The organism is Microbacterium sp. CCNWLW134 (assembly GCF_037083565.1).
In the GTDB taxonomy this organism is placed as follows: Bacteria; Actinomycetota; Actinomycetes; order Actinomycetales; family Microbacteriaceae; genus Microbacterium.
On record NZ_JBAOJU010000001.1, the window covers coordinates 572414 to 597074 of the forward strand.

Sequence of the window (24661 nt, forward strand, 5' to 3'; positions counted from 1 at the left end):
CACTCGGCGCCACTGTTGCACCCCAGCACCGTGCTGTCACGGAAGGGACGCCTGTGGACCTCGCCACCCTCCTCGCCTTCTCCCTCGCCGCGGTGGTCGCCATCGCGATCCCCGGGCCGACCGTCCTGCTCGCCCTCGCGAACGGCTCCCGGTACGGCGTCAAGCGCGCCACCGCCGGGATGCTCGGTGCCGTGGCATCCGATGTCGTCCTCGTCGTCGCGGTCGGCATCGGCCTCGGGGCCCTGCTCCTTGCGAGCGAGCTGGCGTTCACCGTCGTGAAGTGGGTGGGGGTGGCGTATCTCGCTTTCCTCGGGATCCGGATGCTGCTGTCCCGCGGCGCGCTCCTCCACGGCGATCCGGCAGCCGACCCGCGCGGCTCGCGCCGCGCGCTGTTCCTCCGCAGCTTCCTTGTCGCGGTGACGAACCCCAAGGGATACCTCTTCGTCGGCGCGCTCCTGCCGCAGTTCATCGACCCCGCCGCACCGCCGCTGCCGCAGTATCTGCTCATCGGCGTGGTGTTCTGCGCGCTCGACTTCGCTATCATGCTCGGCTACGCCGTGCTGGGGTCCGGTGCCGTGCGCCTCCTCAAGCGACGGGGCGCGGTGTGGCTCGAGCGGGTCTCGGGTGCGGTGCTGCTCGGGCTCGCTGCGTGGCTGGCGACATCCCGACGGGCTTCCGCCTGAGTCTCAGAGCGATCCGGTGGCACCGACCCCGAGGTCGGCGTCGTAGTCGACGTCCTTCGTCTCAGGCGCAAGCGCCAGGGCGATGAAGGTGAGCACGCCCATCGCCGAGAGGTAGAGCCCCACGAGCCAGGGATTCCCGTCGCCGAGCTGCCACAGGGCCACGGCGATGATCGGCGCCACGGCGGCACCCAGGATCGACGAGACATTGTACGCGATCGCCGAGCCCGAGTAGCGCACGTTCGTCGGGAAGAGTTCCGGAAGGACCGCGCCCATGGGCCCGAAACTCCACCCCATGAGCATGAAGCCGAAGATGAGGAACGCCTGGGTCAGCGCGCCGGTGAACTTCGGGTCTGCCGAGGGCAACAGGAAGATCGAGAACGACAGCCCGAACACCACGATGAGGCCGGTGACCCACATCAGCAGGGTCCGCCGTCCGATCGCGTCGGCGATCGGACCCGACAGCAGGGTGAAGATGCCGAAGAAGACCACGCCGATGATCTGCATGATGACGAAGTCGGTGTACCCGAAGCCGAGCCCCGGATAGAACTGCGCGGCGAAGGCGGCCTCGTCGAAGGCGCGGCCGGCGGATTCCGCGGCCGCCCGCGCCGCCGCGCTCGCGGACTCCAGGTCGGCGGGCTTCGTCCCGTACGACAGCGTGAACTGCGTCATCAGGTAGAACAGCACGTAGGTCGCCAGCATGATGAACGTGCCGAGGATCGCCTGCCGCCAGTAGCGGCGAAGCACCGTGCCCACGGGGAAGCGGCGGATGACGCCCTTCTGCTCGGCCTTCACGAACGTGTCGGACTCCACCAGCCGCAGACGCACCCACAGGCCGATGATCACCATGACGGCCGAGAAGAGGAACGGCACGCGCCACCCCCACGCGAGGAAGGCGTCGGAGCGCAGCGCCGGATCCTCGGGGTGGGGGAGGAGGAAGTAGATCGTCAGGAACACCGAGTTGGCGATGATGAAGCCGAGCGGGGCTCCGAGCTGGGGGAACGTGCCGTACCAGGCGCGCTTGCCGGCGGGCGCGTTCTCCGTCGCCACGAGGGCAGCCCCCGACCACTCGCCGCCGAGAGCGAACCCCTGCGCGAGACGCAGGATCAGCAGCAGGAGCGCCGCCCACAGGCCGATGTCGTTGAAGGTCGGGAGGCACCCGATGAGGAAGGTCGCGATGCCCATGGTGAGAAGGGATGCCACGAGCGTGGCCTTGCGCCCGAAGCGGTCGCCGAAGTGGCCGAAGATGACCGCACCAAGCGGCCGGGCGACCATTGCGGCGCCGAAGACGCCGAACGAGGCCAGGAGCGAGGTGGTGTCGTTGCCCGTGGGGAAGAAGAGCAGCGGGAAGACCAGCACCGACGCAGTGGCGTAGACGTAGAAGTCGTAGAACTCGATCGTCGTGCCGACCAGGCTCGCCGTGATGACGCGCGAGCGGGGGTTGGCCGGGGCGGCGGGCGAGGAAGCGGCGGCGGAGTCGGTGGCCTGGGTCATCGCCTCACCACAGCACCGCGATGGCGGCGTTGGCGAAGGTCAGGACGCCGATCGCCCAGAAGAGGGCCGGCGGCGTGGCATCCGTCTTCCGCTGGCGGGCGCGGGCGATGCCGATCACCGCGCCGATCGCGAGGAGGATCACGAGCTTCACGCCGATCTTGGCGTAGTTCAGCTCGATGCCCGCCGGCCAGGGAGCTGCCAGGATCAGGCCTGCCACGCCGGCGATGAGCAGTCCCCAGTTCATCAGGGAGGTCGCCTGGCGGCGGCGCGAGACGGCCTCGACGACCCAGGCGCCGAAGATCACGGCGAATCCGACGAGGTGGACGAGCACGACGAGGTGGCGCAGGAATTCCATAGCTCAGAGGGTAGGGTGCGCACCGGCGCCTCGCCAGGAAGGCGCGCCTCAACCGTCCCCCGCTTCGCTCCGTCTCCCCCCCCCGCTCTCGCGGGGAACGGGAGGGGAAGGGGGATCAGCCGCGCAGGGCGCGGAGGACGAGCGCGGTGCGCAGGGCCGCGTCGGCTGCCTCGGCCCCCTTGTCCTCCTTCGATCCCTCCAGGCCGGCACGGTCGAGGCCCTGCTGCTCATCGTCGAGGGTGAGCACGCCGAATCCGACGGGCTTGCCCGTGTCCAGCGCTACCCGCGTGAGACCGTCGGTCGCGGCGGCCGAGACGTACTCGAAGTGCGGGGTGCCACCGCGGATGATCACGCCGAGGGCGACCACGGCGTCTGCTCCGGCCTCGAGCGCCGCTTTCGCGGCGACCGGCAGCTCGAACGATCCCGGCACGCGCACCAGGCGGTGATCGGCGCCGGAGGCGTCGAGCACGCGCTCGGCACCGGCGATCAAGCCGTCGCTGATGGTCGCGTGCCACGTGCCGGCGACGACCACGATCTGCAGGCCGGCGCCGTCGATCTCGTCGACCGCGATCGGTGCTCCCTTGCCGCTCACGCGACCCCCTCCTTCATGTGGGCGATGGCATCGGCCAGATCGCCCTCGTCGATGATGTGCCCCATGCGGTCACGCTTCGTGGCCAGGTACTGGTGGTTGTTCGGGCCGATGCCGACGAGAAGCGGCACCTGCTCGACGATGTCCAGACCGAACCCGCGCAGCTGCGCGACCTTGTCGGTGTTGTTGGTCAGCAGCCGCACCTTCTCGATGCCGAGGTCGGCGAGGATCCCCGCGGCGGCGGCGTAGTCGCGGGCATCGGCGGGCAGGCCGAGGGCGAGATTCGCGTCGACGGTGTCGAGTCCTCGTTCCTGCAGGCTGTACGCGCGGAGCTTGTTGATGAGCCCGATTCCGCGCCCCTCGTGGCCACGCATGTAGATGACCACGCCGCCGTCCCGTTCGATGGCGTCCAGCGCCGCATCCAGCTGCGGACCGCACTCGCACTTCAGCGAGCCGAAGGCCTCGCCGGTGAGGCACTCCGAGTGCACCCGCACGAGCGGAGCGGCATCGGTGAGCTCGCCCGAGATGACCGCGAGGTGGTCGGTGCCGGTGACCCGGTCCTTGTAGGCGCGGAAGCGGAACTCGCCGTGCGAGGTCGGGACCTTCGCCTCGGCGCGCAGGCTCACGCGGCGCCGCTGGGTAGCGTGCGCCGAGACGTCGACGGGGTCGACCTCGTCGAGGTGGGCGATGAGCTGCTCGATGGTGATGAGCGGGATACCGTCGCGGGCGGCGAGGTCGACGAGCCCCGGCATCCGCATCATGGATCCGTCCTCGGCGACGACCTCGGCGATCGCGCCGACCGGCGGGAGGCCGGCGAGCTTCATCAGCTCCACGGCGGCCTCGGTGTGCCCGGCGCGCTCGCGCACGCCCCCGTCGACCGCGCGCAGCGGCAGGATGTGTCCGGGGCGGATGACCGAGCTCGGTGTCGACTCGACGTCGGCGAGCACGTTCAGGGTGTGCGCCCGGTCGCTCGCGCTGATGCCGGTGGACACCCGGTCGGCGGCGTCGACACTCACGGTGTAGGCGGTGCCGCGGGCGTCCTCGTTCACCTCGACCATCGGCGGGAGGTCGAGCCGATCGGCCCAGTCGGCGGGCATCGGCGCGCAGACGAAGCCGCTCGACCAGCGCACCGTCCAGGCGACCCATTCGGGGGTCGCCAGCTGCGCCGACAGGATGATGTCGCCCTCGTTCTCGCGGTTCTCATCGTCGACGACGATGACGGGCTTGCCCGCGCGCAGGGCGTCGAGGGCGTCGGAGAGGGGGGAAAGGCTCATCGGGAGCCTCCTTCTTTCGGGACGGCGGGCGCCGTCGGAGGGAATGCGAGCAGGCGCTGCACGTGCCGCGCCAGAATGTCGGTCTCGAGGTTGACGGCATCGCCGGCCGCGCGGGTGCCGAGGGTGGTGGCTTCGAGCGTCTCGGGGATGAGCGACACCTCGAACCACGGCTCGGCCGCCTCGGGCGTGCTCACGGCGCTGACGGTGAGCGAGACCCCGTCGACCGCGATCGAGCCCTTGTCGACGACGAGAGGAGCGAGGTGCGCGGGGAGGGCGATGCGCACGACCCGCCATTCGGCGCCCGGGCGCACCTCGACGACGGTGCCGGTGCCGTCGATGTGACCCTGCACGATGTGGCCGCCGAGGCGTCCGTGAGCGGCGGTCGCGCGCTCGAGGTTCACGGCGCGCCCGGCGGCGACGCCGGCGAGGGTCGACATGTCGAGGGTCTGACGCATCACATCGGCGGTGAACCAGTCCTCGCCGCGGTCGACGACGGTGAGGCACACGCCGCTGACGGCGATCGAGTCGCCGTGGCCGGCGTCCGACACCGCTTTGGGGGCGCGCACCGTCAGTCTCAGCCCGTCGCCGGACGGGGCGACGGCGGTGACGGCGCCGATCTCTTCGATGATTCCGGTGAACATCAGCTGTCCTTCACATTCGCGGGGGAGGGGGCCGTCGCGGGGCGCGCGACGAGCAGGATGTCTTCGCCGAGACGCTCGACGGAGGAGAGGGTGAGGCGCACGGCATCGCCGATCGTCTCGACGCCGATGTCGTCGAGCGCCAGACGCGGACCGCCGAGCAGGGCGGGTGCGATGTAGGCGAGCACCTCGTCCACCAGTCCCGCGCGCACGAACGCCGAGGCGAGAGTCGGACCGCCCTCGATGAACACGCGCTGCACGCCCTCGCGGCGGAGGTCATCCAGGACCCGGGTGAGGTCGCGGGAGGAGAAGAACAAGGGTTCCCGAGGATGCCGCCGGACGGCCGCGCCGGACGGGGTCTGCCGCTCGCCGATCACCACGGGGCGCGGCTGGTGGGCGAGAAGCGCGCCGTCGGCATCGCGCGCCGTCAACGACGGGTCATCCGCGAGCACGGTGCCGGTCCCGACGACGATCGCATCGGCCATCGCCCGGCGCCGGTGGACGTCTTCCCGCGCGGCCGGGCCGGTGATCCACTGGCTGGTGCCGTCGGATGCCGCGGCGCGGCCGTCGAGGGACTGCGCCCACTTCACGGTGACGTGCGGGCGGCCGAGGCGCTGCACGGTCAGCCAGGCCGAGAGGAGCGCGCGGCCCTCGTCGCCGAGCACATCGGCTTCGACCTCCACGCCTGCCGCGCGCAGCGTGTCGGCGCCGCCGGCGGAGACGACGCCGGGATCGTCGACGGCGTAGAGGACGCGCGAGATCCCGGCGGCCAACAGCGCCTGGCTGCACGGCCCGGTGCGTCCGGTGTGATTGCACGGCTCGAGGGTCACCACGGCCGTGGCGCCCTCCGCCTCGCCGGGGGAGAGGTGGGACAGCGCATCGACCTCGGCATGGGGAGTGCCTGCGCCGCGATGCCACCCCTCGGCCAGGATGCGGCCGTCGGGTGCGAGGATGACCGCTCCCACCTGCGGGTTGACCCCCGCGGGGCCGTTCAGCGCCAGCGCGAGAGCGCGACGCATCGCGTCACGCTCGACGTCTCGCACCGTCATCCGTCTTCCCTCGTCATCCCATCGACCCTTACGGGCACCGGGGCACGGGAAGGACAGGCGCAGGCGCCTGACGTGCTTCTCCCATCCGGACTCGCGAGGACCTTCCCTCGCATCACCGTCGGTTCCGGAATTCCACCGGATCAGGTCGGGCGACACCCTTTCGGATGCGACGCCGTCGCTCGCGGACTCTGACCGCCGGTTCGGATTCTCACCGACCCCGGAGCACGTTGCTGCTCTCGAGTGTAGTCAACGCACTCTCCGCGGATTCATTCCCGCGCATGCGGGCGCGCGTGGCCGGCGTCGACCGGCGTCGCGGCGAGGTCGCGCGCGGTGGACTCGTCGAGGATGACGTCGGTGATCAGCCCGGCGCGCAGGGCGCCGCGAAGGCTCGGCACTTTCGCGCGACCGGCGACGATGCCGACGCGCCGGGGCGCGCGGCGCAGAACCGTGAAGTCCGGTCCCGTCGCACGTTCGTTCAGGGGGATGCCGTCACTCGAACCGTCCGCGCGGTAGAACACCGTCGCGACGTCGCCCACGACGTGCTCGCGGCTGAGGGCCCGGTAGTCCTCGGCGTCGAGATAGCCGCCCTGATAGACGTGGCTCGGCACCTCGGCGAAGGGCGAGCCGACGCCGAAGACCGCGAGGTCGAGGCTGGCCTGCATCTCGAGCACCCGCCGGATCGAGCGCTCGCGCCAGAACGCCCGCTTGGTCGCCGGGTCGTCGAAGAAGGCCGGCACGGGGAACTGGTGGACCTGCGCCCCGAACGCGTCGCCGAACCGGCTCAGCAGCTCGCTGGCGTACATGATGCCCGTCGTGCGCATGTTGCCGGCGCCGTTGAGCTGCACCACCTCGGTGTTGTGGGTCACGCGCCGCGGCAGGTGGCGGCTGACCGCGCCGATCGTGGAGCCCCACGCGATTCCGACGCTCTGGTTGGAATCGACCCAGCTCGCGAGGGTCCGCGCGGCGGACAGGGCGACGCGGTCGAGGCGCTCGACGTCGCTCGCACGGTCGGGCACCGGCACGATGTGGGCTGTCACCCCGAACCGATCGCGGATGTCGGCGGCGAGGCGGGACGGGCCCTCGAGGGGGGAGTGGATGACGATCTCGACCAGGCCGGTCTCGCGCGCCTGACTGAGCAGCCGCGACACGGATGACCGTGAGGTGCGCAGCTCGCGGGCGATGGCATCCATCGTGAGGTCCTGCATGTAGTACAGCTGCGCGGCACGCAGAGCGTCGCGCGTCCGCTCGGGGAGGACGGTCTCCGAGATGTCGGCCGACTTCGGCATCATCCTCTCCTTTGCACATATGTGCAAGATGATTGCACTGACGTTCGAGCGGGTTCAGGATGTATTCATCCAGATGATGCGGTGTCGCGCAAGGGGCACCGTGAGAGGAGTCCCGATGAGCAGCCAGCCCGCCACATCAGAGCCCGCGTCGCAGCGCGCTGACGTTCGCGCCATCGCCGCGGACCCGACCGCCGACGTCGTCATCGTCGGCGGCGGCATCAACGGCATCGCGACCTTCCGAGATCTGGCGCTGCAGGGCGTGAAGGTGATCCTCGTCGAGCGTGACGACTTCGTCTCGGGAGCCTCGAGCGCGTCGTCGCACATGATCCACGGCGGCATCCGCTACCTCGAGAACGGCGAGTTCCGCCTCGTGCGCGAGTCGGTCGTCGAGCGCAACGCCCTCATCAAGACCGCACCGCACTACGTGCGCCCGCTGCCCACGACGGTGCCGATCTTCTCCACCTTCTCGGGTCTGTTCTCCGCCCCCTTGCGCTTCCTCACCCACAAGCAGGGCAAGCCCTCCGAGCGGGGTGCCCTGCTGATCAAGGTCGGGCTGACGATCTACGACTTCTTCTCGCGCGACGGCGGTGCGGTGCCCCGGCACCGGTTCTACGGCCGCAAGCGTTCGCTCTCCGAGCTTCCGTCGCTGAACACCGATGTGAAGTACACCGCCACCTACTTCGACGCCAGCATGCACGACCCCGAGCGTCTCGCGCTCGACGTCCTCTACGACGGCCTGGCCGCCGGTCCCCACGCGCGAGCGGCGAACTATCTGTCGGCGGTCGGGATGTCGGCATCCGGTCTGCGGGTGCGCGACGAAGTGACGGGCGAGGAGTTCGAGCTCACCTCCGACGTCGTCGTCAACGCCTCCGGACCCTGGACCGACCTCACCAACGAGTCGCTCGGTCGCGACACCGCGTACATGGGCGGCACCAAGGGGTCGCATATCGTGCTCGACAACCCGGCGCTGCGTGAGGCCACCGGGGGACGCGAGATCTTCTTCGAGCATGAAGACGGGCGCATCGTCCTCATCTACCCACTCAAGGGTCGAGTGATGGTCGGCACCACCGACATCGACCACGACATGCGGACCCCCGCGGTGTGCACCGAGGAAGAGGTCGACTACTTCTTCGACCTCGTCTCGCACGTCTTCCCCGACATTCCCGTCGACCGCTCCGAGATCGTCTACCGTTTCGCCGGCGTCCGCCCCCTTCCGCGCCACGACGACACCCAGCCCGGCTTCGTCTCGCGCGACTACCGCGTCGAGCAGGCCACGGCCTCGGGTCGCCCGCAGACCACGGTGCTGAGCCTCGTCGGCGGCAAGTGGACGACGTTCCGCGCCCTCGGCGAGCAGCTCTCCGACCGCGTACTGGGCATCCTCGGACGCCGTCGGGTGCGCAGCACCGCCGGCCTCATGATCGGCGGCGCTGAAGGGTACCCCCGTACCCAGCGCGCCCGCGCGACCTGGGTCGAGAGTCACCGGGGTCACCTCGACGCCGCACGCACCGACCAGCTCCTCGAGCGCTACGGCACTCGCGCCGCCGCGCTCATCGAGGCCCTGCCCGAAGACGACCGGCCGCTGCGGACCCTGCCCGACTACAGCACCGGTGAGATCGCCTACCTCACGCGCACGGAGTACGTCGTGCACCTCATCGACGTGCTGCTGCGACGCACGAGCGTGGCGTTCGTGGGATCGGTCACCATGCCGGTCCTGCAGGAACTCGCCGAGGTCGTCGGCGACACGCTCGGCTGGGACGCCGAGCGGCGTGGCGAAGAAGTCGCCGCCAGCGCCCGCCTGCTTGCGGAGCGGCATGGTGTCGATCTGACGCAGGACGCCGTACTCTCGTGATCGTCATGACCGACGCTCCGGCGCCGGTCATGTCGCCCCGGTCGCCGGGGGGCGCGCTTGTCGGCGACCATCCCTGACGCGGCATTGGGGCCGCACGACGAAAGAAGGTCAATGTGGACAATCTGGGTATCGTCTTCATCTCGGAGGTGATCGGCACGATGCTGCTGACCCTCCTGGGTTGTGGCGTCGTCGCCAACGTCGCCCTGACGAAGACCAAGGGCTTCGCCGGCGGCTTCCTGCTGGTGAACTTCGGCTGGGGCCTGGCGGTCTTCGCCGGTGTGACCGTCGCCTACGTGTCGGGGGCGCACCTGAACCCCGCCGTGACGCTGGGTCTCGTCGCCAACGGCGCGACGGAGTTCGGTCAGGGCGTGCCGGTCGGCCCCCTCTCGATCCTCGTGTACATCGGGGCGCAGATGATCGGTGCCTTCATCGGTGCCGTGCTGGCCTGGGCGGCCTACAAGAAGCACTTCGACGCCGAGGAGGACGCGGCGACCAAGCTCGGCGTCTTCTCCACCGGCCCCGCCATCCGCACCTACGGCTGGAACCTCGTCACCGAGATCATCGGCACCTTCGTGCTGGTCTTCGTCGTCATCGGCTTCGGCCGAAACGGCGATCCCTCGGGTCTGGCAGCCCTCGGCGCCCTTCCCGTCGCCCTGCTCGTCGTCGGCATCGGCGCCTCGCTCGGTGGTCCCACCGGTTACGCGATCAACCCTGCGCGTGACCTCGGCCCCCGCATCGCCCACGCGATCCTGCCGATCAAGAACAAGGGCGGCAGCGACTGGAGCTACGCGTGGGTGCCGATCGTCGGACCGATCATCGGTGGTGTCCTGGCCGGTTTCGCCGCGATCCCGCTCATGCCGATCCTGGGCTGAGTCCCGGCATCCCGGGCACCACAGCCCCTCCGCACGACGAACCATCTTCAACGAGACAAAGGAGTATCACGCATGGCCGACTACATCCTCGCGATCGACCAGGGCACCACGTCCACCCGGTCGATCATCTTCGACAAGTCCGGCAACATCATCCAGAGCGGTCAGCTCGAGCACGAGCAGATCTTCCCGAGGGCCGGGTGGGTCGAGCACGACCCCATGGAGATCTGGCGGAACACCCGTGAGGTGATCGGTCAGGCGCTGTCGAAGGCCGACCTCACGCGTCACGACATCGCGGCGATCGGCATCACCAACCAGCGCGAGACCGCCGTGGTCTGGGACAAGAACACCGGTGAGCCCGTCTACAACGCCATCGTCTGGCAGGACACCCGCACGCAGGGCATCGTCGACAAGCTCGCCGCCGACGGCGGCACCGAGCGGTTCAAGTCGGTCGTCGGTCTGCCGCTGGCGACCTACTTCTCGGGGACGAAGATCGTCTGGATCCTCGACAACGTCGAGGGTGCGCGCGAGCGCGCCGAGCGTGGCGACCTCCTCTTCGGCACGACCGACACCTGGGTGCTGTGGAATCTCACCGGCGGCGTCGACGGCGGTGTGCACGCCACCGATGTGACGAACGCCTCGCGGACGATGTTCATGGACCTCGAGACGCTGACGTGGCGGGAGGACATCCTCGACACGTTCGGGGTGCCGCTGTCGATGATGCCCGAGATCCGCAGCTCGTCCGAGGTCTACGGTCACGCCGAGAGCTCGAGCCTGCTGCGCGAGACCCCGATCGCCGGCATCCTCGGCGACCAGCAGGCCGCGACCTTCGGTCAGGCGGCGTTCGAGCAGGGGGAGGCGAAGAACACCTACGGCACGGGCAACTTCATCATCTTCAACACCGACACCGAGATCGTCCACTCGCAGAACGGTCTGCTAACCACCCTCGGCTACAAGCTCGGCGACGAGCCGGCCCACTACGCCCTGGAGGGTTCGATCGCCGTCACCGGATCGCTCGTGCAGTGGCTGCGTGACAACCTCGGCATCATCTCCTCTGCGCCGGAGGTCGAGACCCTCGCGGCGAGCGTCGAGGACAACGGCGGGGCGTACTTCGTCCCCGCGTTCTCCGGTCTGTTCGCGCCGTACTGGCGTCCCGACGCCCGCGGTGCGCTGGTGGGTCTGACCCGGTACGTCAACAAGGGGCACATCGCCCGCGCGGCGCTGGAGGCCACGGCCTTCCAGACCCGCGAGGTGATCGATGCGGTCAACGCCGACTCGGGGGTGCCGCTGACGGAGCTGAAGGTCGACGGCGGCATGATCGCCAACGACCTGCTGATGCAGTTCCAGGCCGACATCCTCGGCGTGCCCGTCGTCCGCCCGGTGGTCGCCGAGACCACGGCCCTCGGTGCCGCCTATGCGGCGGGGCTGGCCGTCGGGTTCTGGTCGGGCCTGGACGACCTGTCCAAGAACTGGCAGGAGGACCGCCGCTGGGAGCCGAAGATGGATGACGCCGAGCGCGACCGTCTGCTGCGCAACTGGAAGAAGGCCGTCACCAAGACCTTCGACTGGGTCGACGAAGACGTGTCGTGATGCGCGTGTGAACAACGGGGAGGTCGCTGCGGCGGCCTCCCCGTCTTCTTTCCCGCCGGCGTCATTTGAGAAGCCGGGAGAGCCGCCGGTCGGCGAGGATCTTCCCGCCCGTCTGACACGTGGGGCAGTATTCCAACGAGTTGTCGGCGAAGAACACGCTGCGCACCTCGTCACCACAGACCGGGCATGCCTCCCCGCGGCGACCGTGCACCCGCATCCCCCGACGCTTGGCATCCTTCAGGTCGGCGGGTGGCTTTCCGGATGCCGCGGCCAACGCCTCCGCGAGGGTGTCGGTCATCGCCTGGTACAGCCGGTCGATCTCGACGTCGTCGAGGCCGGCGGCGAGGGCGTACGGCGACATCTTCGCGGCGTGCAGGATCTCGTCGGAGTAGGCGTTGCCGACACCCGCGATGATCGACTGGTCGCGCAGCACCCCCTTGATCTGGGTGCGACGTCCGGCGAGGAGCGCTGCGAAGGCGTCGCGGTCGAAGGCGGGGTCGAGCGGATCGGGTCCGAGCCGCGCGACGCCGGGAACCTCATCAGGGTCGCGGACGACCGAGACGGCGAGCGACTTTTTCGTCCCGGCCTCGGTGAGGTCGAAGCCCGAGCCGTCGTCGAAGCCGACACGGAGGGCGATGGGGGTCTTCCCGGGGCGGATCACCGTCGACGGGAGGGCGTCGTACCACCGCAGCCAGCCGGCTTTGGCGAGGTGGAAGACGAGGTGGGGGGCCGTCGCGGTGCCGCTGTCTTCGCCCGTGGCGGCGGTGGCGATGTCGATGAACTTGCCGTGGCGTTCGACGCCGGTCACGGTGGCGCCGACCAGAGCGGTGATGGGCGGGTCGTACGTCTTCAGCGCGGCGATGTTCGCGACGGTGGCGCGGGTGACGGTGTGATCGATCAGGCGGCCGCGGAGGAAATCGACCAGTCCCTGCACCTCGGGCATCTCCGGCATCCCCTCATCCTGGCACGCGAGGACGGCCTGAGGTCAGGGGCGCAGCACCGGCCAGGGGACGGGAGAGCGGTCGTCGGTGCGGAGGATGCCGGCGACCCAGCCGTCGTCGCGTCCGCCGGGCCCGACGAGCGCCTGGCGGAGCAGCCCCTCGTAACGGAACCCGACGGCGCGGGCCGCGGACGCCGAACCGACGTTGCCGGCGACCGCTCGCCATTCCACCCGCACGAGATCGAGCCCCTGCGGGGCGAAGGCGAAGTCGAGCACGGCCGTCGCAGCCTCAGCCAGCAGGCCCTTGCCGCGGAAGGGCGCAGCCATCCAGAACCCGATCTCACCGCATCCTTCGGTCGCGCCCAGCCGGTGCATGCCGATCATGCCCGCCAGGGCACCGTCGTGACGGATCGCCCAGTTCGTCGAGACGCCCTCCGCCCACTGCTTGGGCACGAGGTCGATGAACTTCTCGGCGTGCTCGCGCACGTACGGCCGGGGCACGGTGGTGAACCGCTGGATGTCGGGGTCCTGACACGCGTGATACACGGCGTCGGTATCGGCCCTGGTCGGCAGCGACAGCACCAGTCGGCGGGTGCGGAGGATGGCGGGCTGCATGTCGCCACCCTACGACCTCGCGCGGGTCCGCCTCGCAGCGGCCTCAGGCGCGGCGCAGCAGCCCGACGCTGTCGTACACCTTGGCCAGCGTGTCGTCGGCGACCTCCGCCGCGCGCGCGGCGTTGACCGCCAGCACCCGGTCGAGCTCGGCCGGGTCGCTAAGCAGCTCCATCGCGCGGGCGCGCACGGGCTCGAACTCGGCGACGACGACCTCGGCGAGGCCCTTCTTGAAGTCGCCGTACCCGCGGCCGGCGTACTCGTCCTCGATCGAGGCGATCTGGCGCCCGGTGAGGGCGGCGTAGATCACCAGCAGGTTGGACACTCCGGGCTTGTTCTCACGGTCGTAGCGCACCGCACCCTCACTGTCGGTGACGGCACGCATGATCTTCTTCGCGCTGACCGCCGGGTCGTCCAGCAGCCACAGCACGCCCGCCTCCGACTCGGCCGACTTCGACATCTTCGCCAGCGGGTTCTGCAGGTCGTAGATCCGGGCGGTCTCCTGCTGGATGACCGGCATCGGCACGCGGAAGACCTCGCTGTAACGGCCGTTGAAACGCTCGGCGAGATCGCGTGTGAGCTCGACGTGCTGCTTCTGGTCGTCGCCGACCGGCACGATGTCGGTCTGGTAGAGCAGGATGTCGGCGGCCATGAGCACCGGATAGGTGAAAAGGCCGACGGATGTCGCGTCCGACCCGTACCGCTGCGACTTGTCCTTGAACTGGGTCATGCGCCCGGCCTCACCGAACCCGGTGATGGTCGACAGGATCCAGGCGAGCTCGGCGTGCGCCGGCACGTGCGACTGCACGTACAGGGTCGACTTCGACGGCTCGATGCCGGCGGCGATGTATTGGGCTGCGGTTCGACGGGTCTTCTCGCGAAGCTCGGCCGGGTCGTTCGGCTGCGTCAGCGCGTGCAGATCGACCACGGAGAAGAACGCGTCGTAGGTCTCCTGCAGGTCTCGCCACTGCATGAGCGCCCCGATGTAATTGCCGATCTGGAGGGAGTCGGCCGAGGGCTGCATGCCGGAGTAGAGACGCGCTTTCTTCACTCGTCAATCCTAGGCGCCCTGTGTCACCCGCCGTCGGCGAAGGCCGCGACCGGCACGGGTGGCGCCGCACCGACGAAGGCGACGATCTGGTGGCCCCCGGGGTTGGTCTGCTGGGGCACCTGTTCCCAGTTGTTCATCACCCAGACGTTCCCCGACGGGTCGACCGCGATGCCGGTGCTGCGGGTGAGCCCGTCGAAGGCGTAGCCGGTGTCATCCGGGGAGATCCCGTCGCCGGTGTCGAGCCCGCGCGGGCAGACCGACGGATCGGCCCCGCAGAACGCCGACACCCGCTGACCGTCGAAGTTCGCCACCCAGACATTGCCGACACCGTCGACCGCGAGACCCCAGGGAAGCACCACGCCACCCCCGGTGAAGGGACCTGCCGTGGTCGAGCCGTCGGGTGCGATCATCGTCACGGACGGCACACCCCGGCCCTCCTCGACCCGGTCGGGGCAGGGGAGGCTGATCCCGCCCGAATTGGCCACCCAGACGTTGCCCGCCGCGTCGCTGCCCAGTCCCATCGGACGGTCGAACGGCCCGGTGAGGGGCGACCCCGCGATCGGCGTGCCGTCGCGGTCGACCACGGCGACGGCGCTGTTGACCATCGCACTGACGAACAGGAGCTGACCGTTGTCGATCACCGTGAAGGGCTGCTCCAGACCGAGGCTTCCGAGGTTCCGCGCCTGTTCGGGGTCGCCGTCGGGATAGACCGCGACGGTGTCGTTGCCGCAGTTGGCGATCCAGACGTCGCCGTTTCGGGCGACCTCGATCCCCTGCGGCCAGCTGAGGTCGCCCTGCGTGAAGCCCGTGTCGGGAGAGAGGAATTCGCCGTCGTCGAAGAGCGTCATGCTGTTGTGCAGCGGCTGCTGGTCGGCAGGACACCCCGGCTCGGGCGCAGCGAAGCCGTAGTTGCTCAGCCACAGCCGGCCTTGCGCATCGAAGTCGATGCCGAACCCCGAGCCGCTGAGTCCGCCGCCGCTGTAGGTGCCGACGAGCTCCCCGTCGGGGGCGAACTCGAACATCTCGTCGCTGCCGCACACGGGCACCGTCGGGTCGTCGCCGTACTCGTAGTTGTTGTTGATCCAGATGTGACCGCGGGGGTCGATCGCGAAGTTCCCCGGACCGTCGAGGGACTGCCCGTCACCGTCGAAGCGCAGGGCGAGCGTCCAGGCCGCGGGGGGATCGGAGAGTCCCGGTTCCGCGCCCGCGGCTTCCTGGGCGAGATCGAACAGCGCATCGGGTTCGGCCGACGGGTCGCGCGCGATGGCGGCGAAGGCGGCGGCGGCCGAGGCGACCGGCGACGCCCCCGCAGCCGTCTCGAAGAGCGACACGCACGCCGCCTCCTCCGTGAGGCACGCCGACAGCATCGCGGTCAGGGACGTGAAGGTCGCCAGCGCCTCGGTCTCCGACCCGTTGGGCGACGAGGTGAGCACCTCGCCGTACTCGCCGGTGGCGACATCGGCGAGATTGGCCGCCATCGCGGCCGCGTTGGCGAGCGGCATCTCCTCGCCCGACGGCTGCGCGTCGCTGAAGAACTGCGCCATGCCGTAGCCTGCGGCCACCGTCGTCCGCTCGTTGAGCGTCACATCGGTGGTGTCCTCGGCGATCACCCCGGCCAGCAGCGGCGCCTCAGCCCCGGCCGGGCGCGCGTCGACGATGATCGGGCGGCGGGTGTCGTCTGCGAGGTCCAGCGTGAAGGCGCCGTCCGCTCCGGCGGTGGCCGACGCGACCTCGCGCGCCTCGGCGTCGGCGATCTCCCACGCCGTGACCTCCCAGCCGGAGGCATCGACGCCGTCGACGACGGGGGAGATCCCACCCGTGAGGGAGGAGGCGTCCGCCGGAGGAGCCCCGGTGCAGGCTGAGACGACGAAGGCCGAGAGCCCCAGAGCCGCCGCGAAGACAAGGATGTGTGGGCGCCGCGCCATCGATCCCCCGATCGTCAGGCGCAGTCTAGCGAGACACCCGTCCACCCGGCGCGGTCAGAGACCGAGCGTGTAGTCCACGACGACCGGTGAGTGATCGCTCCACCGCGTATCCCACGACGGCGCGCGCACCACCCGATAGTCACTCGCCCGCTCCGCGAGCGCGGGCGTCGCCAGGTGGTAGTCGATCCGCCACCCTGCGTCGTTGTCGAAGGCCCGCCCGCGCATCGACCACCAGGTGTAGGGGCCGTCGACCTCGCCGGCCGCGCGGCGCCCGATATCCACCCAGCCGAGCCCGGTGCCCACCGAGCCGTCATTCGCGGTGATCTCCTCTCCTGCGGGCCCGGTGAACCGATCGAAGTAGGCACGCTCCCGCGGGAGGAAGCCGGCCTTCTTCACATTGCCTTTCCAATTGCGGATGTCGAGGGTGCGGTGTCCGACATTGAGGTCACCCATGATGAGGCTGAGGGGAGACGATGCGGCGAGCTGCGGCATCCGTGCCTCCATGGCGTCGAGGAAGGCCCACTTCGCTTCCTGACGCGGGGTGTCGGCCTCACCGCTGTGCACATAGGCGCTGACGACCGTGAGGCGCTCGCCGTCGATGTCGAGGTCTGCCTCGATCCACCGCCCGGCCCATTCCGTGCGGTCGTCGTCGTCGGGGCCCAGTCCGCGGCGAACGGCCGCCGCCGGCTCCCTGGTCGCGATCGCCACTCCGGCGCGGCCCTTGGCCACGGCCTCCTCGTTCACGATCTGCCAGCCGGGCAGCGCGGCCCCCAGCTCGTCGGCCGTCGCCCGCACCTCCTGCAGGGCGAGGACGTCCACGTCGGCGTCGGCCAACCACTCGGTCATCCCCTTGCGGACGGCGGCACGGATGCCGTTGACGTTGACAGTGGCGATACGAACCCGGCGAGACACGCCCGCCAGCCTAACCGGCGCCTCCGACATCGGGGCCGGTGCGCGGCGGAGTCACTCGAGCAGCAGCGAGCGCTTGACCGGTGGGGGAGGGGACGCCTCCAGCAAGGCGAGATCCTCCTCGGCACGTCGGAGCGTGCGTGCCGCGTTCCACCGTCGGAACCACGGCGCCGTCGCCAGATCCTCCTGGGCCTCTCGCACCCTGACGCGCGCGGCGACGACGAGCGCCTCGTGCTCGTGCAGACGACGCTCCTCTTCGCTCAGCTCGGCGAGAGCGACGTTGCGGTCGGCGGCCGCCACGGCGATCCACGCACCCGCGACGAGGATCACGATGCTGTTCAGGCGGAACCAGAGCAGGAACCCGATGAACACCGTGAAGGTCGTCAACAGCGGATTGGAAGGGGTGTAGCGCAGCAGCAGACCCGCGCCGATCTGCAGCACCACGATCGCCGCACCACCGAGCATCGCCCCCGGCCAGATGCGCCGCCAGCCGAGCGCGGCGCCGGTGAGGAAGCGGATGAGCGCGGCGAGAGCGGCGGCGTTGATCGCGAAGGAGACGCTGAGCGAGAGAAGTCGGGTGAGCAGATCCGTCACCGTGCTCAGCGCCGCGAGGCCGAGGAGGTCGAAGACCCCCTCCAACGCCCAGACCGCGACGCTGCTGAGCGAAGCCCCCGCCAGCAGGGCGACGCCGAAGATGACGGCGGCGACGAGGTCGCGGGCCTTCAACAGCACGTACGGTCGTCGATCGAAGGGCAGCCCGAAGATGTCGCGCACCGCGCGGCGGGTGAAGGTGATGAATCCGATCGCCGTCCAGATGACCACGACGAGCGCGATCGCACCCGTGATCCCGAGGGCGCTTGCCGACTGGTTGGCCACATCCTCCGCCTGCTCGGGCGTGACGAGCCCGTTCTCACTGATGAGGTTCGGGATGTACTCGTTGATGATCTCGATCGCACGCTGGATCGCGGCGCTCGACGCGCCGAGCCACAGCCCCACGATCGCGAAGGCGAGGTAGATGACACCGAAGATCGCGAAGAGGGACTGATAGCTCACGCCGGCGGCGAGGAGAAAGCCGTTGTGCTGCAGGAAGTGGCGCCAGACGCGCACGGGAAACCAGGCCAGTGTTCGTCGGGTGAGCTCGGTTGCCCGCGTCAGGGGAACATCGAAGCGCTCACGCAACCGGCCCTCGGTGTCCGACCATCGTCGCGAGGCCGTCGACGTCGGCGACGACCCGGCATCCGGATCGGCGCGCCCGGCGTCATCCGCTCCTCTGGTCACAGGCCCACTGTATCGAGGGGTGCGCCCGCGGAGTCGTCGCGGTCGCCCCTCGGAGACGTCAGCGCCCGCGCAGGACCGCCTGCTTCACCTCGGCGATGGCCTTGGTGACCTCGATGCCGCGAGGGCAGGCCTCGGTGCAGTTGAAGGTGGTGCGGCAGCGCCACACGCCCTCCTTGTCGTTCAGGATGTCCAGACGAACATCCCCGGCGTCGTCGCGCGAGTCGAAGATGAACCGGTGGGCGTTGACGATCGCGGCGGGGCCGAAGTACTGCCCGTCGGTCCAGAACACCGGGCACGACGACGTGCACGCGGCGCACAGGATGCACTTGGTGGTGTCGTCGAAGATCTCGCGGTTCGCGATCGACTGGATGCGCTCCTTGCCCGGCTCGGGCGTCGAGTTCGCGATGAGGAACGGCTTGATCTCGCGGTAGGAGGCGAAGAACGGCTCCATGTCCACCACGAGGTCCTTCTCCAACGGCAGACCCTTGATGGCCTCGACGTAGATCGGCTGCGAGATGTCGAGGTCCTTGATGAGGGTCTTGCAGGCCAGGCGGTTGCGGCCGTTGATGCGCATCGCGTCCGATCCGCAGATGCCGTGCGCACACGAGCGGCGGAAGGTCAGCGAGCCGTCGACCTCCCACTTGATCTTGTGGAGGGCGTCGAGCACACGGTCGGTGGAATACAGCTCTACGTCGTAGTCGACCCAGCGCGGCTCATCATCGACCTCGGGATCGAAGCGGCGGATGTTGAAGGTGACCAGGAACGACTGGATGCCGGTGTCTTCGGGCGCCTGCTCGACGCGGTCTTCTCCGTCCGCGACGCGATCGCCTGCGGCATCCGTCCGAGTGTCGAGAACCGTCGACATCAGTACTTCCTCTCCATCGGCTGGTAGCGGGTGATGACCACGGGTTTCCACCCGAGCGTGATGTGGTCGTCGGCGTGGGACGAGGTGGGGTCGCCCGTGAGGTAGGCCATCGTGTGCTGCATGTAGTTCTCGTCGTCGCGCGTGGGGAAGTCGTCGCGCATGTGGCCGCCGCGGCTCTCCTTGCGGTTGCGCGCCGTGACGACGACCACCTCGGCGATGTCGAGGAGGAAGCCGAGCTCGACCGCCTCGAGCAGATCGGTGTTGAACCGCTTGCCCTTGTCGTCGACGTGGATGTTCTTGTAGCGCTCGCGCAGATCGGCGATGACGTCGAGGACGTGGGCGAGCGACTCCTCGGTGCGGAACACCTGGGCGCCCTTGTCCATCTCCTCCTGCAGCTTCTTGCGCAGCACCGAGATGCGCTCGGTGCCGGCGTTGTTGCGCAGGCCCTCGATCATCTCGCGCACGCCGCGGGCGGGGTCGTCGGGGAGGGGCACGAAGTCGGCGGTCGCGGCGTACTCGACGGCGTAGCGACCGGCGCGCTTGCCGAAGACGTTGATGTCGAGCAGGGAGTTGGTGCCGAGACGGTTCGAGCCGTGCACCGACACGCACGCGCATTCGCCCGCGGCGTACAGGCCCGGCACGACGGTGTCGTTGTCGGCCAGCACCTCGGCCTTGATGTTGGTGGGGATGCCGCCCATGGCGTAGTGGGCCGTCGGCATCACCGGCACCGGCTCGACCACCGGGTCGACACCGAGGTAGGTGCGGGCGAACTCGGTGATGTCGGGAAGCTTCGTCTCGAGCACCTCGGCGCCCAGGTGCGTGCAGTCCAGCAGCACGTAGTCGCGGTTGGGGCCGGCGCCGCGGCCCTCGGCGACCTCCTGCTGCATGCAACGGCTGATGATGTCGCGCGGTGCGAGGTCCTTGATCGTGGGGGCGTAGCGCTCCATGAAGCGCTCGCCGCTGACGTTGCGGAGGATCGCTCCCTCGCCGCGTGCTCCCTCCGTGAGGAGGATGCCGAGACCGGCGAGACCGGTGGGGTGGAACTGGAAGAACTCCATGTCCTCCAGCGGGAGGCCCTTGCGCCAGACGATCCCGACACCATCACCGGTGAGGGTGTGGGCGTTGGAGGTCGTCTTGTAGATCTTGCCGAAACCGCCGGTGGCGAACACCACGGCCTTGGAGTGGAACACGTGCAGCTCACCGGTCGCGAGGTCGTACGCGACGACGCCGGCGGTCTGGGTCTTGCCCTCGGCGTCCTTCACGGTGAGCAGGTCGAGGACGTAGAACTCGTTGAAGAAGTTGATGCCGAGCTTCACGCAGTTCTGGAACAGCGTCTGCAGGATCATGTGCCCGGTGCGGTCGGCGGCGTAGCACGCGCGGCGCACGGGGGTCTTGCCGTGGTCGGCGGTGTGACCGCCGAATCGGCGCTGATCGATCTTGCCGTCGGGCGTGCGGTTGAAGGGCAGGCCCATGTTCTCGAGGTCGATGACGGCGTCGATGGCCTCCTTGGCCAGGATCTCGGCCGCGTCCTGGTCGACGAGGTAGTCGCCGCCCTTGACGGTGTCGAAGGTGTGCCACTCCCACGAGTCCTCTTCGACGTTGGCGAGGGCCGCGGCCATCCCGCCCTGGGCCGCACCGGTGTGCGAGCGCGTGGGGTAGAGCTTGGAGATGACAGCGGTCTTCGCACCCGAACCCGCCTCGATCGCCGCTCGCATGCCGGCGCCGCCGGCGCCGACGATGACGATGTCGAACTGGTGGTAGTGGACGCCGTCGCGAACGACGCTGTCGGAGGTCTGCGTGCTCACTGGAGGATGTCTTCCGTTCTGGTGAGAGGGCCGTGAACCGCAGCGCCGGTCAGGCGCACAGCTCCTGCAGCCAGTCGGCGCTGGTGCTGCTCAGGCCCAGGCACGGGTCGAAGGTGAACACCACGAGGGTGCCGAGGAGGATGAGGAAGGCGGCGGATGCCCAGAGGCCGTAGACGAGGACCCTGCGGGTGGTCTCGTTGGCGACGTAGTCGTTGACGATCGTGCGCATGCCGTTGGTGCCGTGGATGAGCGCGAGCCAGAGCATCGCGACATCCCACCACTGCCAGAACGGGGTGGCGAACTTACCGGCGACGAAGGCGAAGTCGATGCCGCGGATGCCCTCGCCGACCATCAGGTTGACGAAGAGGTGCCCGAAGATGAGGACGATCAGCAGCACGCCCGAGGCGCGCATGTAGATCCAGCCCCACTTCTCGAGGTTGCCGCGGCGGCGCTGGGTGGCCGAGCGGGGGCTGCGGGGTGCGGCGAGCAGGTCGGTGGTCATCAGTTCCCTCCGAGCTCGGCGAAGACGTTGATCAGGTGTCGCGGGGTGAAGGCGAGCATCGTCACGACCCAGAGGCCGAGGACGCCCCACCACAGCTGCCGCTGGTGGCGGGTGGCCCAGCTCCAGAAGTCGACGAGGATGATCCGCAGCCCGTTGTAGGCGTGGTAGGCGATCGCTCCCACGAGAGCCACCTCGCCGACGCCCATGACGGGGTTCTTGTAGGTGCCGATGACCGCGTCGTACGCCTCGGGGGAGACCCGGATGAGCGCGGTGTCGAGGATATGCACCAGCAGGAAGAAGAAGATGGCCACGCCGGTGATGCGGTGAAGCACCCATGACCACATGCCCTCACGGCCGCGGTAGAGCGTTCCGCGTGGCACGGTCGAGGTGGTCTCCGAAACCGTCGGTGTGACGCGTGCTGGTGCTGACACGGTCGTCCTCCCTGGGTCGAACACGGTGCGGGGCAGGCATTGCCCCTCGCGGGACACGGGGCCCTCACGGCGTCACACGGGCGCACCGCAATCCTATGGCGGGAGGTCTTCGGGCGGCGATGAGGCGAACCTAACTGTCTCGATATCGAGACAAGAGGATGCCGCCTCGGGCCCTCCGGACCGGCTCGCCGTGGCGCTGCGAGACCGCATCGGAAACACGGGCCGGATACCCTGTCGCCATGCCTGAACCCATCGCCGACTTCTACGCCGTGATCCCCGCCGGCGGCATCGGCAGCCGGCTGTGGCCGCTGTCGCGGGCCGACGCCCCCAAGTTCCTCCACGATCTCACCGGATCGGGGCAGACGCTGCTGCGCGACACCTGGGACCGGCTCGAGCCGCTGAGCGGATCCGACCGCATCGCGGTGGTCACGGGGCGCGCTCACCGCGCCGCCGTCGAGCGCGAGCTCCCGGGCATTCCCGACAAGAACGTCTTCCTCGAGTCCGAACCCCGCGACTCCACGGCGGCGATCGGCCTCGCCGCCGCCATCCTCGTCCGCCGCGAACCCGACGTCATCATCGGCTCGTTCGCCGCCGACCACGTCATCCGCCCCACCCACCTGTTCGACTGGGGGGTCCGGCAGGCGATCGCCGTCGCGCGCGAGGGATACATCTGCACCCTCGGCATCCAGCCGACGGAGCCGTCGATCGGATTCGGCTACATCAAGAAGGGTTCCGAGCTCATCGTCGAGGGGGCGCCCGAGGCAGCCCTCGTCGAGCGCTTCGTGGAGAAGCCCGACCTCGACACCGCGCGGGAGTATTTCGCCGACCGCTCCTACCTGTGGAACGCCGGCATGTTCATCTCGCGCGCCGATGTGCTTCTCGCCGCGATCGAGGAGAACCGTCCGGAGCTCCACGCCGGGCTGATCGAACTCGCCGAAGCGTGGGACGACCGGGAACGCCGGGGGCCCGTCGTCGACCGGGTGTGGCCGACGCTGGAGAAGATCGCCATCGACTACAGCGTCGCCGAGCCCGCGGCGGCGGCGGGGCGCCTGGCCGTCATCCCCGGTCACTTCGACTGGGACGACGTGGGCGATTTCGCCAGCCTCACCAAGCTCAACTCGCACGGACGCGGCAACGACCTCGCGATCCTCGGTGAGAACGCCCGGATCCTCGCCGATACCTCCAGCGGCATCGTCGTCTCGCAGACCCAACGGATCATCAGCGTCATCGGCGTCAAGGACATCGTCATCGTCGACACCGACGACGCGCTGCTGGTCACCACCAGCGAGAACGCGCAGCGCGTGAAGGGCGTCGTCGACGCCCTGAAGCTCACCGGACGCGGCGACGTCCTCTGACCCGATGAGGGGCCGCCCGACGGGCGCGGAAGCGTGGCATCCGGCCTTTTGGTCACGCGCAGATTGCGTCTTTGTAACCTTTGGGTACGCCGGGCTCAGCACGTCTACCCGTGCGCTGTCACAGTAGGTAACTTTGTGCAGTCCCCGTGAAGGACGCGGGGCATCGATGTGGAGGCTGAGTTGACCATCTCACGCACCAAGAAGCTCGCTGGCGCTGCCGCCGCCGCGGGCCTGCTCGTGGCCCTGGCGGGCTGCGGCGCCGCACCCGAAGCAGCGCCGTCCGGAGAAGCATCCGGTGGGGGCGAGGCGACGTCCGACTTCAAGGCCTGCATGGTCTCCGACGCGGGCGGGTTCGACGACAAGTCGTTCAACCAGCTGGGCCTCGAAGGCCTGACCGCCGCATCCGAGGAGCTCGGCTTCGAGATCGCGACGACCGAGTCGCAGTCCGAGAGCGACTACGCCGCCAACCTCGACAACCTCGCCGCCGAGGGCTGCAACTTCATCGTCTCGGTCGGCTTCCTGCTCTCGGCTCCCACCGTCGAGGCGGCTCTGGCCAACCCCGACATCGAGTACGCGATCATCGACGACTACGCCGACAACGACTTCGACGGCGAGACCGATGCCCCGAACATCAAGCCGCTCGTCTTCGACACCGCGCAGGCCGCGTTCCTCGCCGGCTACGCGTCGGCGTCGTACAGCGAGTCCGGCATCGTCGGCACCTTCGGTGGCGCCAAGATCCCGCCGGTGACCATCTTCATGGACGGCTTCCAGATGGGCGTCGAGTACTGGAACGAGCAGAAGGGCGAGGACGTCCAGGTCGTCGGCTGGGACATGGAGACCCAGGAGGGCCAGTTCACCGAGGAGTTCCTCGCGAACGACACCGCCAAGCAGGTCGCGCAGGGTCTGATCGACCAGGGCGCCGACGTGCTGCTGCCGGTCGGTGGCCCGATCTACCAGTCGGCCGCTGAGGCGATCCGTGACTCGGGCGGCAACATCGCGCTGCTCGGTGTCGACGCCGACGTGTACGAGACCGACCCGAGCGTCGCCGACCTGCTGCTGGTGTCCGTGCTCAAGGGCATGGACGTCGCCGTGAGCGAAGCCGCGACCGAGGCGGCGAACGGCGAGTTCGACCCGACCCCGTTCATCGGCACGCTCGAGAACGACGGCGTCGGCATCTCCTCGTTCCACGACTTCGAGTCGCTCGTCGACCCGGCGCTCGCGGACGAGCTGGAGGAGATCCGCGCGGGCATCATCGACGGGTCGATCGACGCCCGTTCGCCTGCATCGCCGTAACACCTCTTCGAAACACACCGGC

23 protein-coding genes and 1 riboswitch are annotated in these 24661 nt (G+C 69.3%); of the genes, 6 read left to right on the plus strand and 17 right to left on the minus strand.

The genetic code is table 11. The annotated features are described in order from the left end of the window. Positions 1-53: 53 nt before the first annotated feature. The gene (locus V6S02_RS02665; RefSeq protein WP_248241339.1) at positions 54-683 is read left to right on the plus strand and encodes a LysE family translocator; all 630 of its coding nucleotides are present in this window, start codon (positions 54-56) and stop codon (positions 681-683) included. A gap of 3 nt (positions 684-686) precedes the next feature. On the opposite strand, the gene V6S02_RS02670 is transcribed toward V6S02_RS02665, so the two are convergent. The 7 genes from V6S02_RS02670 to V6S02_RS02700 all read right to left on the minus strand — a co-directional run bounded on the left by V6S02_RS02670 (position 687) and on the right by V6S02_RS02700 (position 7365). After that, the gene (locus tag V6S02_RS02670) at positions 687-2174 is read right to left on the minus strand and encodes an MFS transporter (protein ID WP_336399775.1); all 1488 of its coding nucleotides are present in this window, start codon (positions 2172-2174) and stop codon (positions 687-689) included. Positions 2175-2178: 4 nt separating this feature from the next. Next, positions 2179-2529 (minus strand): Fe-S protein, encoded by a 351-nt coding sequence (locus V6S02_RS02675; RefSeq protein WP_336399776.1) that lies wholly within the window; start codon positions 2527-2529, stop codon positions 2179-2181. A gap of 115 nt (positions 2530-2644) precedes the next feature. After that, positions 2645-3121 carry a 6,7-dimethyl-8-ribityllumazine synthase gene (gene ribH / locus V6S02_RS02680; RefSeq protein ID WP_336399777.1) on the minus strand — a complete coding sequence of 159 codons (477 nt, stop codon included), beginning with the start codon at positions 3119-3121 and terminating at the stop codon, positions 2645-2647. Next, positions 3118-4392 (minus strand): GTP cyclohydrolase II, encoded by a 1275-nt coding sequence (ribA, locus tag V6S02_RS02685; RefSeq protein ID WP_336399778.1) that lies wholly within the window; start codon positions 4390-4392, stop codon positions 3118-3120. Before ribA ends, ribH begins: the two co-directional genes overlap by 4 nt. Then, on the minus strand, positions 4389-5033 hold the full coding sequence (locus V6S02_RS02690) for a riboflavin synthase (protein WP_336399779.1): 645 nt from the start codon (positions 5031-5033) through the stop codon (positions 4389-4391). The genes ribA and V6S02_RS02690 overlap by 4 nt, the downstream gene beginning before the upstream one ends. Beyond that, complete coding sequence (gene ribD, locus V6S02_RS02695) at positions 5033-6079, minus strand: bifunctional diaminohydroxyphosphoribosylaminopyrimidine deaminase/5-amino-6-(5-phosphoribosylamino)uracil reductase RibD (protein WP_336399780.1); 1047 nt, start codon at positions 6077-6079, stop codon at positions 5033-5035. Before ribD ends, V6S02_RS02690 begins: the two co-directional genes overlap by 1 nt. 69 nt (positions 6080-6148) lie before the next feature. Next, positions 6149-6308, minus strand: a riboswitch (FMN riboswitch). 37 nt (positions 6309-6345) lie between these two features. Then, the gene (locus V6S02_RS02700; RefSeq protein WP_336399781.1) at positions 6346-7365 is read right to left on the minus strand and encodes a sugar-binding transcriptional regulator; all 1020 of its coding nucleotides are present in this window, start codon (positions 7363-7365) and stop codon (positions 6346-6348) included. A 115-nt stretch (positions 7366-7480) separates the two neighbouring features. Between V6S02_RS02700 and V6S02_RS02705 the strand changes: the two genes are divergently transcribed. The 3 genes from V6S02_RS02705 (at position 7481) to glpK (ending at position 11673) form a co-directional block, all read left to right on the plus strand. Then, positions 7481-9214, plus strand: coding sequence for a glycerol-3-phosphate dehydrogenase/oxidase (locus V6S02_RS02705; protein ID WP_124292677.1), 1734 nt, complete (start codon positions 7481-7483; stop codon positions 9212-9214). A 113-nt stretch (positions 9215-9327) separates the two neighbouring features. Then, entirely contained in the window at positions 9328-10086 is a 759-nt protein-coding gene (locus V6S02_RS02710; protein ID WP_160141370.1) for an MIP/aquaporin family protein, read from the plus strand. A 72-nt stretch (positions 10087-10158) separates the two neighbouring features. After that, entirely contained in the window at positions 10159-11673 is a 1515-nt protein-coding gene (gene glpK, locus V6S02_RS02715) for a glycerol kinase GlpK (protein WP_124292678.1), read from the plus strand. 61 nt (positions 11674-11734) lie between these two features. On the opposite strand, the gene V6S02_RS02720 is transcribed toward glpK, so the two are convergent. Genes V6S02_RS02720 through sdhC form a run of 10 tightly spaced genes read right to left on the minus strand, consistent with a single transcriptional unit; the run spans position 11735 to position 21991 of the window. Beyond that, a complete protein-coding gene (locus V6S02_RS02720; protein ID WP_336399782.1) occupies positions 11735-12625 on the minus strand; it encodes an Fpg/Nei family DNA glycosylase in 891 nt (296 codons plus the stop codon). Between the two features lie 33 nt (positions 12626-12658). Then, complete coding sequence (locus V6S02_RS02725; RefSeq protein WP_336399783.1) at positions 12659-13228, minus strand: GNAT family N-acetyltransferase; 570 nt, start codon at positions 13226-13228, stop codon at positions 12659-12661. A 43-nt stretch (positions 13229-13271) separates the two neighbouring features. Then, positions 13272-14276 (minus strand): tryptophan--tRNA ligase, encoded by a 1005-nt coding sequence (gene trpS, locus V6S02_RS02730; RefSeq protein WP_336399784.1) that lies wholly within the window; start codon positions 14274-14276, stop codon positions 13272-13274. A 23-nt stretch (positions 14277-14299) separates the two neighbouring features. Beyond that, complete coding sequence (locus tag V6S02_RS02735; RefSeq protein WP_336399785.1) at positions 14300-16201, minus strand: NHL repeat-containing protein; 1902 nt, start codon at positions 16199-16201, stop codon at positions 14300-14302. Between the two features lie 54 nt (positions 16202-16255). After that, positions 16256-17113 (minus strand): exodeoxyribonuclease III, encoded by an 858-nt coding sequence (locus V6S02_RS02740; protein WP_240638793.1) that lies wholly within the window; start codon positions 17111-17113, stop codon positions 16256-16258. A gap of 51 nt (positions 17114-17164) precedes the next feature. Next, positions 17165-18388: a YihY/virulence factor BrkB family protein gene (locus tag V6S02_RS02745; RefSeq protein ID WP_336399786.1), complete on the minus strand. Its 1224-nt coding sequence runs from the start codon at positions 18386-18388 to the stop codon at positions 17165-17167. Positions 18389-18446: 58 nt separating this feature from the next. Further along, positions 18447-19253 (minus strand): succinate dehydrogenase iron-sulfur subunit, encoded by an 807-nt coding sequence (locus V6S02_RS02750; RefSeq protein WP_235014665.1) that lies wholly within the window; start codon positions 19251-19253, stop codon positions 18447-18449. Next, positions 19253-21058 carry a succinate dehydrogenase flavoprotein subunit gene (gene sdhA / locus V6S02_RS02755; protein ID WP_124292684.1) on the minus strand — a complete coding sequence of 602 codons (1806 nt, stop codon included), beginning with the start codon at positions 21056-21058 and terminating at the stop codon, positions 19253-19255. Before sdhA ends, V6S02_RS02750 begins: the two co-directional genes overlap by 1 nt. A gap of 49 nt (positions 21059-21107) precedes the next feature. After that, positions 21108-21560, minus strand: coding sequence for a succinate dehydrogenase hydrophobic membrane anchor subunit (locus V6S02_RS02760; RefSeq protein WP_336399787.1), 453 nt, complete (start codon positions 21558-21560; stop codon positions 21108-21110). Continuing rightward, positions 21560-21991 (minus strand): succinate dehydrogenase, cytochrome b556 subunit, encoded by a 432-nt coding sequence (gene sdhC / locus V6S02_RS02765; RefSeq protein ID WP_141937552.1) that lies wholly within the window; start codon positions 21989-21991, stop codon positions 21560-21562. The genes V6S02_RS02760 and sdhC overlap by 1 nt, the downstream gene beginning before the upstream one ends. Before the next feature lie 239 nt (positions 21992-22230). On the opposite strand from sdhC, the gene V6S02_RS02770 reads away from it, so the two are divergent. After that, positions 22231-23346: a mannose-1-phosphate guanylyltransferase gene (locus V6S02_RS02770; RefSeq protein WP_124292687.1), complete on the plus strand. Its 1116-nt coding sequence runs from the start codon at positions 22231-22233 to the stop codon at positions 23344-23346. 180 nt (positions 23347-23526) lie between these two features. Next, positions 23527-24639 (plus strand): BMP family lipoprotein, encoded by a 1113-nt coding sequence (locus V6S02_RS02775; protein ID WP_336399788.1) that lies wholly within the window; start codon positions 23527-23529, stop codon positions 24637-24639. Positions 24640-24661 lie beyond the last annotated feature (22 nt).